The organism is Sulfitobacter sp. R86518, assembly GCF_042466275.1.
GTDB lineage: Bacteria > Pseudomonadota > Alphaproteobacteria > Rhodobacterales > Rhodobacteraceae > Sulfitobacter > Sulfitobacter pontiacus.
The window spans coordinates 2,911,001-2,925,664 of sequence record NZ_JAXHCA010000005.1 but is presented as its reverse complement, the minus strand read 5'-3'; the positions used below and the strand labels follow the sequence as shown (position 1 = coordinate 2,925,664).

10 protein-coding genes are annotated in these 14,664 nt (G+C 59.1%); 6 read left to right on the top strand and 4 right to left on the bottom strand.

The features are described 5' to 3' along the window. Positions 1 to 34: 34 nt before the first annotated feature. The 3 genes from SJY36_RS15360 to SJY36_RS15350 are packed head-to-tail and all read left to right on the top strand — an operon-like array spanning position 35 to position 3,541. On the top strand, positions 35 to 952 hold the full coding sequence (locus tag SJY36_RS15360) for a glycosyltransferase family 2 protein (RefSeq protein ID WP_386176255.1): 918 nt from the start codon (positions 35 to 37) through the stop codon (positions 950 to 952). Positions 953 to 979: 27 nt separating this feature from the next. Then, the gene (locus SJY36_RS15355) at positions 980 to 2,389 is read left to right on the top strand and encodes an oligosaccharide flippase family protein (protein ID WP_386176253.1); all 1,410 of its coding nucleotides are present in this window, start codon (positions 980 to 982) and stop codon (positions 2,387 to 2,389) included. A 57-nt stretch (positions 2,390 to 2,446) separates the two neighbouring features. After that, a complete protein-coding gene (locus SJY36_RS15350; protein ID WP_386176251.1) occupies positions 2,447 to 3,541 on the top strand; it encodes an acyltransferase family protein in 1,095 nt (364 codons plus the stop codon). On the opposite strand, the gene SJY36_RS15345 is transcribed toward SJY36_RS15350, so the two are convergent. Continuing rightward, positions 3,513 to 5,597: a hypothetical protein gene (locus SJY36_RS15345; RefSeq protein WP_386176249.1), complete on the bottom strand. Its 2,085-nt coding sequence runs from the start codon at positions 5,595 to 5,597 to the stop codon at positions 3,513 to 3,515. The two genes, SJY36_RS15350 and SJY36_RS15345, sit on opposite strands and share 29 nt — an antisense overlap. A 263-nt stretch (positions 5,598 to 5,860) precedes the next feature. Between SJY36_RS15345 and SJY36_RS15340 the strand changes: the two genes are divergently transcribed. Both SJY36_RS15340 and SJY36_RS15335 read left to right on the top strand, forming a co-directional pair. After that, positions 5,861 to 7,069 carry an O-antigen ligase family protein gene (locus SJY36_RS15340; RefSeq protein WP_386176247.1) on the top strand — a complete coding sequence of 403 codons (1,209 nt, stop codon included), beginning with the start codon at positions 5,861 to 5,863 and terminating at the stop codon, positions 7,067 to 7,069. A 235-nt stretch (positions 7,070 to 7,304) separates the two neighbouring features. Beyond that, positions 7,305 to 8,942, top strand: coding sequence for a type I secretion system permease/ATPase (locus SJY36_RS15335; RefSeq protein ID WP_386176245.1), 1,638 nt, complete (start codon positions 7,305 to 7,307; stop codon positions 8,940 to 8,942). An 84-nt stretch (positions 8,943 to 9,026) separates the two neighbouring features. Here SJY36_RS15335 and SJY36_RS15330 read toward each other — a convergent pair whose 3' ends face one another. Further along, positions 9,027 to 10,505: an ABC transporter substrate-binding protein gene (locus SJY36_RS15330; protein ID WP_386176243.1), complete on the bottom strand. Its 1,479-nt coding sequence runs from the start codon at positions 10,503 to 10,505 to the stop codon at positions 9,027 to 9,029. A gap of 142 nt (positions 10,506 to 10,647) precedes the next feature. Between SJY36_RS15330 and SJY36_RS15325 the strand changes: the two genes are divergently transcribed. Continuing rightward, the gene (locus SJY36_RS15325; RefSeq protein ID WP_386176241.1) at positions 10,648 to 11,919 is read left to right on the top strand and encodes an Hsp70 family protein; all 1,272 of its coding nucleotides are present in this window, start codon (positions 10,648 to 10,650) and stop codon (positions 11,917 to 11,919) included. 5 nt (positions 11,920 to 11,924) lie between these two features. On the opposite strand, the gene SJY36_RS15320 is transcribed toward SJY36_RS15325, so the two are convergent. Both SJY36_RS15320 and SJY36_RS15315 read right to left on the bottom strand, forming a co-directional pair. Next, positions 11,925 to 13,205: an acetylornithine deacetylase/succinyl-diaminopimelate desuccinylase family protein gene (locus SJY36_RS15320; protein ID WP_386176239.1), complete on the bottom strand. Its 1,281-nt coding sequence runs from the start codon at positions 13,203 to 13,205 to the stop codon at positions 11,925 to 11,927. Between the two features lie 100 nt (positions 13,206 to 13,305). After that, complete coding sequence (locus SJY36_RS15315) at positions 13,306 to 14,556, bottom strand: aminotransferase class V-fold PLP-dependent enzyme (protein WP_386176237.1); 1,251 nt, start codon at positions 14,554 to 14,556, stop codon at positions 13,306 to 13,308. Positions 14,557 to 14,664 lie beyond the last annotated feature (108 nt).

The window sequence follows — 14,664 nt, the reverse complement described above, 5'->3', positions numbered from 1 at the left end:
CGAAATCTTTACCATCTTCTCGTCTTAAGAGGGGATGAACACACCGTCCGCCCCACCCGGCATCACTGTCGTGATCCCCCATCTCAACCAACACAACGCCCTTGCGCGTTGCCTTGCCGCGCTGGACGCCGGAACGCGGAAGCCAGCCGAGGTGATCGTCGTCGACAATGGCTCCGCACGGTCACCGCAAGGAGTTGTTAACGATTACCCATGGGTATCCCTGATCCACCAGCCGATCCCCGGCCCCGGCCCCGCACGTAACCTTGGCGCGGCGCGGGCACGGGGCGATGTGCTTGCCTTTCTGGACGCCGATTGCCTGCCCGACGCGCATTGGCTGGCGCATATTTCCGCGCATATGGCGCGCGACCCCAATGCGATCCTTGGCGGTGATGTCCGTATCGAACGTAACGGGCGCAGACTTGACCCCGCGTCCGCATATCAAGCGATTTTTGCTTATCGGATGGACCGCTACATCGCGCAGCAGGGGTTCACGGGGACGGGCAATCTGATCGTGCATCGCAAGGTGTTTGACGCGGTAGGCCCTTTCAAGGGCCTCCACCATGCCGAGGACCGCGACTGGGGCCAGCGCGCCACCTTTGCCGGATATCGCATAGGCTTCGCCGCCGATCTGGTTGTCTATCACCCGCCGCATACGGCGACGGGCCTGCGGCTGAAATGGGACAGGCAGCTTGCCCATGACTGGACGCGATGTACCGGCGCTGGCGGCCGGATCCGGTGGGCGATAAAGGCGCTGCTGCTCGTTCCGTCACCGCTATGCGCTGTGGCAGAGGTCGCGACCAGCCCCCGCATCAAGGGCGCGCGCAACCGTCTGATGGCGTTGATCGGGCTGACGTCTATCCGGCTTTACCGCGCGCGACGGATGCTGTCGCTGCTGCGGGGCCATGACCCCGAACGGCTTTTGCACCGGTGGAACCGCATTGACCTGCCCTGACATCATATGCGCGATAGGGGGTGGCCCGTGATCTGGTCGTTTGGCTTTCTGCTGTCCGGCAACGCCTGCGCCGCGGCGATCTTGCTGCTGCGAACGGTGGTGGTGTCGCGTCTGATCAGCCTCGAAGATTTCGGGATCGGCACAAGCCTCGTGCTCGCGCTTGCTATGATAGAGATGCTGACCGCGCTTGGCTTTCAACAACAGATCGTCAATGCGCCCAAGGGGGATGATGCGGATTTTCATAGCGCGCTGCATGGTGTGGCGCTGATACGTGGCATGATCGGGGCGGCGGCGCTGTTCCTTCTCGCGCCGTTTCTGGCCCGTGCCTTTGGGGTGTTGCAGCTGACATGGGCGTTTCAACTGATCTCTGTAGTGCCGCTGTTACAGGGGGGGATGCATCTGGACGTCTATCGCCAGACCCGTCACCACAAACATCGCGCCGCAATATGGATCGCGCTGCTGCCGCCGCTGGGGTCGTTGGCGGCGCTGCTGCCCCTATCGCGGGTGTTCGATGACTTCCGCATCATGCTTTTTGCCATGTTGGTGCATATGGCGCTGGGCACGCTCATGTCTCACGCAGTTGCAAAACGCCCTTATCGGCTGCGGTTTGATGGGACCGTTATGGTCCAAAGCATGCAGTTCGGATGGCCCCTCATGGCAAGCGGCGCGGTGATGTTTCTGGTGTTCAATGGCGAACGCGCCATCGTCGGGCGTCTTCTGGGGCTAGAGGCGCTGGCCCTGTTTTCCATGGCCGTATCGCTAACACTGACCCCGTCGCTGGTCCTGATACGCAGCACGATGAGCCTGTTTCTACCCCGCCTGTCAGCCAGCGCCGCGCGCCCGGAATTTCGGGCCCAAGCGATCATCACGATCCAAAGCCATATCGTGCTGGCTGCGGGAATGGTCATGGCCGTCAACCTGCTTGGCGGTTCCTTCGTGCACCATGTGCTGGGCGATAAATACCGCCTTGTGCTGCCCCTGCTGACGCTCTTGACGGCGGTTCAGGCGTTGCGGGTGGCCAAAGGCGGGTGTGCGATTGTCGCGCTGGGCGAAGGGTATCGCAAGACCGAGCTTTTGACGGACCTGTTGCGTATCACGTTCCTACCCCTCGCGGCATGGAGTGTGCTGCAAGGCGCAAGCCTGCCCCATGTGGTGCATATCGCAGGACTGGGCGAAGCCGCGGGGCTGATGATTGCGCTGCTCTGGATGCACCGCGTGCAACAGGTGCCGCTCCGGCCATTGGCCCCGCCACTGATCGGTATGGTCGCGCTATTGGCTTGGGCGGTTTTCACGCAGGACCAGCCGACGGGGTTTCGGGCCGCAGGCTTTGTTCTGTTGCTGGCCGGTCTGGCGATGGTGCTGCCTGACGTCCGCAGACTGATGATTAAGAAAGGAGCATCCGATGGGATGGAGTCCAAGGCGATACAGCACCGTTAAGAAGACTTTGACCGCACAAGTGACATGCCGCGGCCAAAGCAACGGCAGGCGTTCACCATGAAGAGACGCGCCAAGCCGCCCCGCCTGTCCGAGCTTGCCATCGGGCGGGACAACCACTTTAACCTCATTCGCTTTCTCGCGGCGGTGGCTGTGTTGGTCTCTCACGCGTGGCCGCTCGCGCTTGGGCGCGGCACGGTTGAGCCTTTGAAAACAGCGCTTGGCTATTCGCTGGGGGAGCTGGCGGTTTTCGTTTTCTTTGGCCTGTCCGGCTTCTTCATCGCGGGCAGCTACGACCGGCAGGGGTCTGCCTTGTCCTTTGTCATGGCGCGGGCCGCGCGTCTGCTGCCGGGGTTGGCCGTGTCCATCTTGATCGTGGCGCTGATCATGGGGCCGCTGGTCAGCCGGTTAGACGCGGGTACGTACCTGTCTCATCCCGATACGGTGCAGTTTATCGTGCAAAATATACTCTTGTTTAAACCTCAATATACCTTGCCGGGCGTGTTCACGACGAACCCCTATCCCACCGTAGAGGGGTCGATTTGGACGCTCGCGCATGAGGTCGCCTGCTATGCGCTTATCCTGTTCGTCGGCCTTGTCGGGGCCCTGTCCCGCCGGCGGGTGATGGCGGTGCTGTTGGCGCTATACCTGATCGCGTGGATGGGTGCGCCGTATCTCGGCGACCTCATTCATCCGCGCCTACAGCAAACGCGGCTGCTGTCGTTGCCCTTTGTTTTCGGGGCCTCCTGCTGGATCTGGCGTGATTATATCCACTTGCGGTGGCCCTTCGCCCTTGGGATGATCGTCCTGACATGGGCCGTGCAAGCTACGGTTTTTTCTTTTCCAATGCTTGCACTGGCTGTGACCTACACCAGCCTCTGGGCGGGGTATTGCAAGCTAGACCCCCTGCTGATGTTCAATAGGGTCGGAGATTATTCATACGGAATATATATTTACGCGATGCCGCTGCAGGGGCTGGTGGTTTGGGTGTGGGGGGACATGACGCCAGCGCTGAACATCGCGCTGGCCTTGCCGTTGACGTTGCTTTGCGCGGTATTGTCCTGGCACTGGATTGAAAGACCCGCGCTGACCTTCGTGCGAGAGGGTTTTCTGCGCGGGTCTTTGATCACGCGGAGGATAGCACCGCGCCGATAAAGCCGCTATCGCGCAATGTATTTCCCACAAGGTCGCTGCCATAGGGGGCCTGCGCGGGTGATACTTTGGGCAGATCGGACAGTGCGTCGGGGCGGTAGTCACCGCTGCCCGTGTTGCTGCCGGTGTGAGAGCGGTCGTCGACCCAAGGCGAGGCGATATGTGAAACCTCACCGATCGACGGCAGTTCCCCCAGCCACGAGGACGGGCCATAGCCGGGTTCATTACTTGACCCTGCGATTGCGATATTATGCGACCATCCAACCTTGTACCGCGCTGGCCAGTTGCCGGTAAGGGAGGTTTCGCCGGAAAATACATCGCTTTTGATATTGATGCGGTGAAACAGATTGTTCCGGAAAGAGCCCGACTTCGCCACGTTCTCGGTGCCGTCCAGATACAGCAAATTCGCGCGTTCCCCCGCGATGGTATTGTTGTGCACAACGATGTTTTGGGCTGCATTTATATCGCTGTCAGCGTTCAATCGCAGCGCTTCATTTGTGGAGCTCCCCCAGCTTTCCACGATGTTCCCTACAAAAGCAAAGCCCCGCGCGCCGATCTCGGCGCTTGCGGAAACGATTGCATTGGTAGCGCTGCCATTGCTGAATGTGTTCCACCCTAAAAACGTGCCGGTCATGGCAGGCCGGTTGCCAATCGGCGCCCGGAGGGTGAATTCGTCAAGTCCCGAACAGCCGAGCGCCTGATAGGTGATTGTTCCGGCACAGCTTTTGCAGCCGATCGCGGTGACCATGATTGCTTCGGTCGAAAAGGAATTGCCCTGGCGTGGATCTTCGTTGGGCACGACGGAGCAGTTGATTTGTACAAAGCGCCCCACCCGGTAAACCCAAGCGCCGTAGCTGCCGAATCCGTTGGCGTCCCAAAGACAGTTCTTTGTTATCAAAAGATTGCCTGCCAACTCCGCGCCACTGTCCAGAAACACCGTGTTCGCCCCGCCTTTCTGCAAAGTGACATCACAAATCTTGAGGTGCGTTGGTATGCCGTTGAACCGATTGACCCCACCGTCCGTTAAGATCGTGGTATCCCGTTTGGACGGGTCTTCAGCCCTGATACACAAGGGCAACTGTGCCGAGCGACCGGCAGCCTTGAAAGGCGTTAGGATATGCGCCCCCTCTGCCAGTAAAATCGTGCCACCCCCTGCGTCATCCGCCCGCCCAAAATGCGCGGCATTAAATTCCTTGATCGCGTCGGCCGCGGCCGCGATTGACGCAAATGGGGCGGCAATGGCATCTGCGCGCGCAGACGCAGCCTGACCCGTCGCATCGTCGCCCGTGGTTCCATCGACTTGGGCATAACATGCCCCATACCCGCCGCTCGTGTCGTTCAGCATCCGAAGCGTCGTCAGGTTGGGGGACGGATATTCATCGGCGTCGGCACTGATGGAAAAGGCGTCCCCCACCCATGGGTAGATGGTGGCATCTACAGTCAATAAATCCCCCTGGGCCAAGCCTGATAGATCAACCGTCGCTGCATAATGCGGAACATGGAGCCCCGACGCGTCAAATCCAAGACTGCTTTGCGACGACACAAGCTGCGATGCTTCGTTGCCAAGCGTATCGCGGACGATGAACCGCACCGCCGCGACGGGTTGCCCCTGTTGGGCATATGCGTGGGCAACTGCCAGCCTTAGTATATGTGCATCATCTTCTACCCTCTCACGGTCATGGTTTAACCACATGGCAATAGGCCGGGGCGCTGGCCTTGTGCTGTGATTGATTGCACCGTTGATAGTATCGCCCGCGTAAACAAAGTCTGAACACGCCACGGTCTTGTCAGTAAAATTTGAATGATCCGGGTAGGGCTGCCTGACACGGATGGTGAGTTGCACAACCGAAGCCCTGCTGACAGCCGTCGCCGCCGTATCAAAGCCGCGCCGGTTCACGGTCACATTCCGCGCCTCGGAAGTGGTGGAAAACGACGGCATATCTCGGTGCTCGGCCTGCCAACCATCTGCAAGAATTTCCGTGACGGGCGAAATCTTTAGCGGCGGCGACCCCGCTATCGTTTGCCCCAGTTTCATGCCCAGCCCGAGTGTCATCTGCATAGTCCATACCTTGCGATCAGAATTCGTAGGCATCGATAGATATCAACCTTGCTGAGCCGTTGCATTCGCAGGGAAAGAGGCGGAGGGCGGATTAATCTTCACGCAATATTAAATGTTCAGCTCAATGGTGGTTGCACCGCAGATTCTTCTTGCGAAAGGACAGATATGATTTGGACGTGAACCACATATACGCGACGGACCAGCACCGCTCGCTCAAGCGCATACGACTATACCATCAACGGCCCGTATCACGGGTTGTGCTCGTGTATTTCGGGCTCCTGCTGGTGCCCGTCGGCTTCAATTTAGGGTCGGTCTATATGACCGGGACCAAGGCGCTATTAGCAGTGCTGATTATTCCGCTAAGTCTCCGCCTGTTTTGTGGCCACTTCGGGCGTGTTTTGTTGACAGACATTATGTTCTTTATGCATTTTCTCTGGGTTTCGCTGGCCTTGGCGGTCAACAATCCGGCGGAAGCGACACAGAATGCAGGCTCAATCGGGGTCGAGTTTCTAGGCGGGTATTTGATCGGGCGCGCCTTTATCCGAGACAGACACAGCTTTGCCGCAGTGGTTAAGATCCTCACGGGACTGATCGTGCTATGCTTCCCTTTGGCTTTAATGGAGTCGCAAAGCGGGACATCTGTTCCCATTGAATTGTGGAAGATGACCGGGCTTACGACCCCGGTGGACCTGGCGATTGATCGCCGCATGGGGCTGGAGCGGGTGCAACTTTCGTTCGAGCATCCAATTCATTGGGGCTTGTTTTGTACAATCGCGACGTCCCTGTACTTTATTGGGCTGGCGGGACGGCACAGCTTGGGTTTGCGGTCCGTGGTTATGACGGTGGTTTGCGCCAGTTGTTTCCTATCGCTGTCCAGCGGCGCGCTGCTGGCGGCAATCGTGCAGATAGGGCTGATTTTCTGGAGCTACCTATGTCGCAGGATCGGGCGACGATGGCTAATCCTCTCAACCTGTTTTGTTACTTTTTACGTCGTGATTGATTTGCTTTCCAATCGAACCCCGATCCAAGTTTTCATGAGCTATGCGACATTTTCTGCCGAAAGCGCCTATTGGCGGTCTGCTATTTTCCAATGGGGCATGACCAATGTCTGGAGCGCGCCTGTATTTGGACTTGGGCTAAACGATTGGATCAGGCCGGTTTGGATGCACACCTCGAGTATCGACAATTTTTGGCTATTTATCGCGATGCGTTTCGGATTGCCGGCGTTTACTTTTTTGACAGTCGGCTATGGCTATGCGCTCTGGCGTGTCGGGCGCAAAGATTTCACCATGGATCGGACCCTAGCGGCGTTACGGCTAGGCTGGATACTCTGCTTTACTGGGCTCACCCTCACGCTGTCGACGGTGCACATTTGGGGCAGCATCTATGGCTTCGTATTCTTCATATTTGGGGCAGGACTGTGGATGTTGGATGCGAAGCCGCGATCCCCGCAGAGTGAACGTACAATTTGAAATATTGATCCTTTTCGGATTTGCCAATTTTTCCACTTTGTAAAGGAAATCACCCTACCACAGAAGTCAGGCCGCAAGGGGATGTCGGCCATGACGACTGATTGGTTTGGGGGAAGTGCAACGTGCAGACGCACAACATCTATGCCGCCGCGTTGCGATCACAGCTTGGGGGATTGGGCTGCTTTTTGTGGTCAGTGGGTTGATCAACATCCTGCTGCTCACAGGATCGATTTACATGATCCAGATATATGACCGCGTTTTGCCTAGTGGGTCAGTGGTCACGCTGATGGGGCTCTTCGGGATTGTACTGCTTCTCTATTGTTTCTTCGGGCTTTTTGATCTGATCCGGCAACGGCTTTTGGCCCGTCTTTCGGTGCGTTTGGACCTGGCACTTGGGGCTGAGTGTTTCGCGGCTTGGGTCAGCAATGATGAAAAGAACAACGTACCGGCAAGCGCACAGGAGCCCCTGCAACAACTGGGGCACCTTAGACGTCTGCTGTCTAGTCCCGCGTTCATAAGTGTCTGTGATATGCCGTTTGTGCCGATCTTTTTGTTGGCCCTATACATCATTCATCCTTGGTTGGGGGCGATGGTTCTGGGCGGCGTGGCGTTGGCTTGTGCCGTGATGGCAACGGGCCGCTATTTGACGCGCAACACGATCAGCATCTCGGCAAATCAGGATCATATCCTCGCTGATATGTCCTATCACAGTCGCCGTCTGGCGGAGCCGCTGCGCGCCATGCGTATGCAAGTTGATCTTGCCACATATTGGCGCGGGCTTCAGCGCAGCAGTCTGGCGTGGCACCAGCGCCTGCATGCCCCGCCGGATGCGCTGGCATCATTCAGCAAATCGTTCCGCCTGATGTTGCAGTCCTCGATCCTGACAGTCGGGGCCATATTGGTCATTCAGGGCCAAATCTCGGCGGGGATGATTATGGCCGCTTCGATCTTGGCGGGGCGCGTTCTGGCCTCTATCGACCAGATGATCAGCGGCTGGCGGGGGATTGCCTGCGGTTGGTCCGCGCACCGCCACCTGCACCGCCATTTTTCACAAAATATCCCGGCGCCCGAGGGGGTTGCATTGCCTGAACCAAAGGGCCGGATTTCTTTCACCGCCGTTTCTCACGGGATCGAGGGGCGGGCGGAGAACGGGCTGAAGGATGTCTCTTTTGACCTGTCACCGGGGGATGGGCTGTGCGTGCTCGGCGGGCCAAATGCGGGCAAAAGCATATTGGCAAAACTGGCGGTTGGCGTTACGGCTCCTACAACCGGTGAGGTTCGGTTTGATGCCGTTAATCTGGCCCGATGGCCTTCCGCGCAGATTGGCCCTGCGATCGGCTATTTGCCCGATACCATTGATCTTCTGCCCGCGACGATTTTCGATAATATTTCCAGATTTCGCCCCGATACCACGGATGCGCAGGTGATCGCCGCTGCAAAGCTGGCCCGTGTTCACCACGCCGTTATGGCTCTTCCAAATGGGTATATGAGTGTTGTGCGCGGGGGTGGGGGATCCTCGTTAACCCAAGGGCAGATACAGCAGATCGGGCTGGCGCGGGCGTTGGTCTGCAATCCGGCGCTGGTTGTGATGGATGATCCGCTGCGGTCGCTTTTCAGCTGTCCCGATGCTGAACAGATCGTGGCAGAGGTCGCACGCCATATGCGGGATCGGGGTAGCACGGTGGTGATCACGGCGCGCCAGCCCTGTGCAATTTCGGCGTTGAACAAAGTGCTAATATTGTCCGAGGGGCGGATAAGGCAGTTCGGCTTGACCAGTGATATCTTCGGGCGCGCTTTCCCTACGCGGGTGGCGGCGAAGGTTCAGACGCTGCAGATCTTGGGCAATGGCACAACACGGGCAAGCGGGGGGTAACCTTATGGAATAGAAAAATGGTATAAAAAAAGGGGCATTGCGCACGACCCAAGCCCCCTTCTATCGCTTTCTTCAGATGTCGCCCTATTCGGACCAAGAAACACCGGTAAGGTCGACAGCCTGCGTCGGGGCATTGCGCCAAAGGCCGGTCAGACCTGCCTTTGCAACGGACAGTGACGCCAGCTGGAACAGGAAACCGTTGACGTGATCTTGGGCGATCATGGTCTGTGCCTCGCCCAGCAACGCGTTGCGTGCTTCCGGGTCGGTTGTCGTGTTCAGCTTGGTCATCAAAGCCTGAAAATCAGAGTTGTCATACTGGAAATAGTAATCAGGGTTGGCATAGATGCCGATATCCATCGGTTCGGTGTGACTTACGATTGTCATGCCGAAGTTCTTTCCCTTGAACACCGTCTCAAGCCATTGGGCCCATTCGACATTGTTGATCTTGGCGGTGATACCAACCTCGGCCAGCTGCGCGGCGATGATCTCTCCGCCGCGGCGGGCGTAGGAGGGGGGCGGCAGGTCCAGCGTGGTCTCGAACCCGTCGGCAAAGCCGGCTTCGGCCAGCAAAGCTTTGGATTTTTCGATGTCATGCAGGCTCAGCGCGGTTTGATCGACATAGCCCGGGTTATGGGGCGCGAAATGCGTACCGATGGGCGTGCCGTATCCGAACATCGCACCGTCAATAATGGCTTGGCGATCAATGGCATGGGCGACGGCGGCGCGGACCTTGGGGTCATCAAACGGCGGCTGTTTGTTGTTCATCGCCAGAATAGTTTCGCCCTCGGTAGAACCGACAAGCACTTGAAACCGCGGGTCCGCTTCGAATTGCGGCAGATTCTCGGGCGCGGGGAAGCCGGCGAACACATCAACATCTTCGGCCATCATCGACGCGAAAGCGGCGGTCGGGTCAGAGATGAATTTGAACGTGGCGATATCCAGCGCGGCCGGGGTCCCCCAGTAGTTCGGGTTCTTCTCGATGCGGATATTGTCGCCCTGGGTCCAGCTGGTGAATTTGAACGCGCCGGTGCCGATGGGCAGTTGCTTGATATTGTCGATGCTTTCGGGTGCCACGATCACCGCGTCGCCCCAGGCGAGGTTGAACAACAGGTTGCCGTCCGGCTCTGACAGTTTGATTTCGACGGTCGACGGGTCGACGACTGTCACGTCCGAGATCGCGCCAAACAGCGCCTTTTGAGCATTTGCGCTGTCTTCGGCATTGATCCGGTCAAGCGAGAATTTGACGTCGGCGGCATCCATCGTCGTTCCGTCGTGAAAGGTCACGCCGCTTTGCAGTTTGAACGTATAGGTCAGGCCATCGTCAGAGATTTCCCACGATTGCGCTAGCCCGGGCACGACCGATCCGTCGCCCATAAAGCGGGTCAGCCCTTCGAAAACGTTGGAATAGAGCACCTGATCAATAGCCCCCGCCGCAGCGCTGGTCGGGTCCAGATGCGGTGGCTCAAGTTGCATCGCGACGGTGATGTCGTTTTTCGCGGCGACGCCGGTGGCCATCAGCGCGGCAGCGCAGGTGCCTAGAATACGTTTGCGAAGATGGGCCATGGGTGTCTCCTGTTGGCAATAAGGAAAATGTTAACCAGTTCTGTCAGGTTTGACCAGCGTCGGGATGCTGTCGCAATTATCGGTTGTACCCAGCCTGTGCGCGGTTTATGCGCCGTTTTTTGAGGTTTTGAAGGGGCGCGCCATGGCTACGATGTCACCCACTTTGGGTATCGATTTCGGAACGTCTAACTCTGCCGTGGGGTATGCAGTAGACGGTGTGCCGCATTTGATTCCCGTCGAGGCGGGGCAGAACACGCTGCCGACCGCGCTGTTTTTCGATAATGAGGAAAAGCGGATCATCTATGGTCGCGGTGCCCAAGAGGCGCTGATCGGCGGCGACGACGGGCGCTATATGCGTGCGCTCAAAAGTCTGCTGGGCACGCCCTTGATGCGCGAAAGTCGGGTTCTGTTGGGCAAACGCATGGATTTCATCGCCATCGTGGCGCGCTTTCTGGCCGAGCTGAAGACGAAGGCAGAGCGCGCCACCGGCCAGCAGTTTGATCGGGCGCTGTCAGGGCGACCTGTGATGTTCCACAGTGCCGATCCGGCGCGGGACGCGCAGGCGCTGGTGGATTTGACCGAATGCTATATGCAAGCCGGGTTCAAACAGGTCCGCTTCATGCCCGAACCCGAGGCCGCGGCCCTGGCCAATCGTGCCGTGCTTGAACCCGGCGATCTGGGGCTGATCGTCGATATCGGGGGCGGTACGTCTGACTTTACCCTTTTCCGGCAGGAAGGTGACGCGGGCATTCATATCCTCGCCAGCAAAGGGGTGCGCATTGGCGGGACAGACTTTGACCGCGAGCTGAGCCTTCAGCATGTGATGCCGCATCTGGGGATGGGCAGCCAGATCAAACATGTGTTCGGTGATGAAACCCACGCCGCCCCTCATGCGGTTTTTGCCGATTTGGCAACGTGGCAGAAAATCCCGTTCCTTTACACCCGCGAACAGCGTCGCGCGGTCGAGGATCTGGCGAAATACGCGGTAGAGCCGAAGCTGCTGAACCGACTGCAACGGGTGCTGGAGGATGAGCTGGGCCACGATATGGCCTTCGCGGTAGAGGCCGGCAAGATCGCGGCGAATGACCCCGATGCCAGCGCCCCGCCGCAGATCGACCTCAAGATCGTGGAGCGCGGGCTGACGGTCCCATTGCCACCGGCGATGATGGCGGCGAGTTTGGCGCAGATGGCAGCGGAGATCGCGCAGGTTGCGACCGATCTGACGGCGCAGGCAGAGGTAAAACCCGACGCCGTGACCAAGCTGATCTTTGTCGGCGGGTCCAGCCTGATGGGCGTGATCGACCGCGCTATGCGCGACGCATTTCCACAGGCCGAACTGCACCGCGGGGCCGCGATGACCGCGATCGTCGACGGTCTGGCAATCGCCGCGCCACACGCCTTTGCTGACGGCTGAGGGCCTTAGCCTTTCGGAAGCAGCAGCGTCTCCAGCGCGGCCCCCATCACGCAGGCGCTGTCGATCATATCGTCGATGCCGATATATTCATCCGGCTTATGCGCCAGCTCTAGCAGGCCGGGGCCATAGGCGATGCAATTCTTGAGCTTGCCGATCCGGTCGATGTGTTTCTGGTCGTATGACCCGGGGGAGGCGACGTATTCAGGGGCCTTGCCCATGATATCCTCGATCGCATGGGCGACAGTTTGCACGACCGGCGCATCGCGGTCGGTCATCGACGGCAGGACCGAATTCAGCTCTGTCAGCTCGTAGTCAAAATCGACCCGCGTTTCGCGCAGACCTTCCAGCAGGGCGCGCACTTCGCCGCGCACCTGATCCAGCGGTTCTTCCAGCAAAAAGCGCCGGTCAATGGTGATGCGGCAGCTGTCTGGCACGCAATGGGCCGGTAGCCCGTCGAAATCCGGGTCGTTTTCCTTTTGCCCACCGTGGATCGAATTGATGTTCATGGTTGAGCTACGCGCCCCTTCGGGGACCACGGGCATGTCTGTGTGACGGGCGGCCATGGCGGGGAACAGCTTGTTTTCGAACTCGGAGAGCACTGCGCCCATGTGGCGCACGGCGCAGTCGCCCAGAAACGGCATGGAGCCATGGGCGATCTCGCCCTTGGTTTCGATCTCGGCCCACCAGCCGCCCCGGTGCCCCAGACAGATACGGTCTTTTTGCAGCGGTTCGGGGATGATCACATGTTGCACGCGGTCCGGGTTGAAATGCCCGTGCTCGGCCAGATAGGCGACACCGCCGTAGCCGCCGGATTCCTCGTCCGCTGTGCCCGAGATTTCGATTGCGCCGCTGAAATCGGGGTGCTGTTCGATAAAGGTCTCGGCCGCGATGATAGAGGCCGCCAGCCCGCCTTTCATATCGCAGGTGCCGCGCCCGTAAATCTTGCCGTCCGAGATTTCGGCCCCAAAGGGATCAAACGTCCAGCCAGCCCCGACCTCGACCACATCGGTGTGGCTGTTGAAGTGGACACATTCGCCCGCCCTGCGCCCTTCGCGGCGGGCGATGATGTTCCAACGGGGGTATTTCTCGCTATCGCCGGGGGTACCAAAGGCGCGGATCAGCTGCGTCTCGAACCCGTGCTTGCGCAGGCGGGTATCAAGGTATTCGCAGATCAGCCGATAGTCCTGACCCGGCGGGTTAAGCGTCGGGATACGGATCAGATCTTGGGTCAGCGCGATCAGATCGTCACGCTTGGCGATAATGGCGGTAGAGAGAGTGCTTGTCATACCGCCATGTTTGAACGGGCGTTCATATATGGCAAGCGAAGTCTGCAGTTGCCCCGTCGGATTCGAGTTTATTTTGCAAAATGAAGCCGCAACCGGGCATTTATGCGGCGATGTCTTTCATCGCCGTGAGCAGGGCGCGGACTTCGTCCATGGAGTTGTAATGGCAAAGCGACACACGCACCGCGGCATCAAGCCCGAGCGGGGTCAGGATGTTGCCGGAGTAGTGATCCGCCTTGCGTACATGGGTCCGGATGCCTTGGGCGTTGAGTTGGGCCACGATATCCGCCGCGGGCAGGGCGTCGAGCGTGAAGGACACAAGCCCCTCGCGGTCGGGGTTGTCGGTGCCGCCCAGGATCGTGACACCCGCCAGATCGGCCAATCCGGCGAGGTTCCCCGTGCCGAACAGCAGCGCGTTGGTCAGCTGTTGCTCGTGGTCGTGGATCGCAGCGGCGGCGGCCTCTATCCGCGCGCGGGGGGCAGTGGCGTCTGACACCTGGCTGCCGAGCCAGTCGAAATAGCGCACCACATCCGAGAATGTCGCATAGGCGCCCGTGTCACGGGTACCCATTTCCCAATTCCCGGCGGGACCGTTCGCCAGTGTCTCGATCGGCAGCGCGGTAAGACGCTCGGACGCCCAGGCAATGCCATAGCCGTGGCGCGAGAACAGTTTGTACGGAGAGATGACATAGCCGTCGATGTCATAGCTGGCGATGTCGATATGCCCATGGCTGGCGTGCTGGATGCCGTCGACAAAGATATAGGCGTCGGGGGCGATGGCGCGGATCGCGGCGCTGATGCCCGCCACATCATTGGCGATCCCCGTCACGGGGGAGGTGTGCAGGATCGTGGCGACCCGTACCTCTGGGGTCATCAAAGCGGCGTAGGCGTCGGGCGTTACCTGACCTGTCGCATTGTCGTGGGGCACGCTGATATAGGGTTTGCCCGCCACATCGGCCCAGTGTTGCGCCGCGCTGCGCGAGGCGGGGTGTTCCACAGTAGACCCGATGACGGCACCGGGGGCGCTGCCCATGACGGCTGTCCGGATCAGGCGGAACGACAGCTCTGTCCCGCTTTCGCCGACAAAGAACTGCCCGTCAGGCGCGTTGAAAAACAGCGCCATATCGGCGCGGGCCTGTTTGATGATATCGACCAGCGCATGGGACGCTGGGTTGTCGCGCCCCTGATTGTCGGGGATGGCTGCGAATTTGGTCGAAGTCTCGACGACCGCGTTCAATGTCAGCGCGCCGCCAGCGTTTTCGAAAAACACGCGCGGTCCCTGGAACGGGCAACTGTCAACATGGGCAAAGCGGTCGCGGATTGCCGTCATGAGTTTGGTGTTTTCTGTGAACATTATGCGGCCCTGCTGCGTTACTTTCTGTGCTTATGCAGTTTCTGCGCTAGTTTGATGCTGGATCACAATCAGATTTTGCGGGCTCGGCCCCATTTGTTCGTAGTTTTC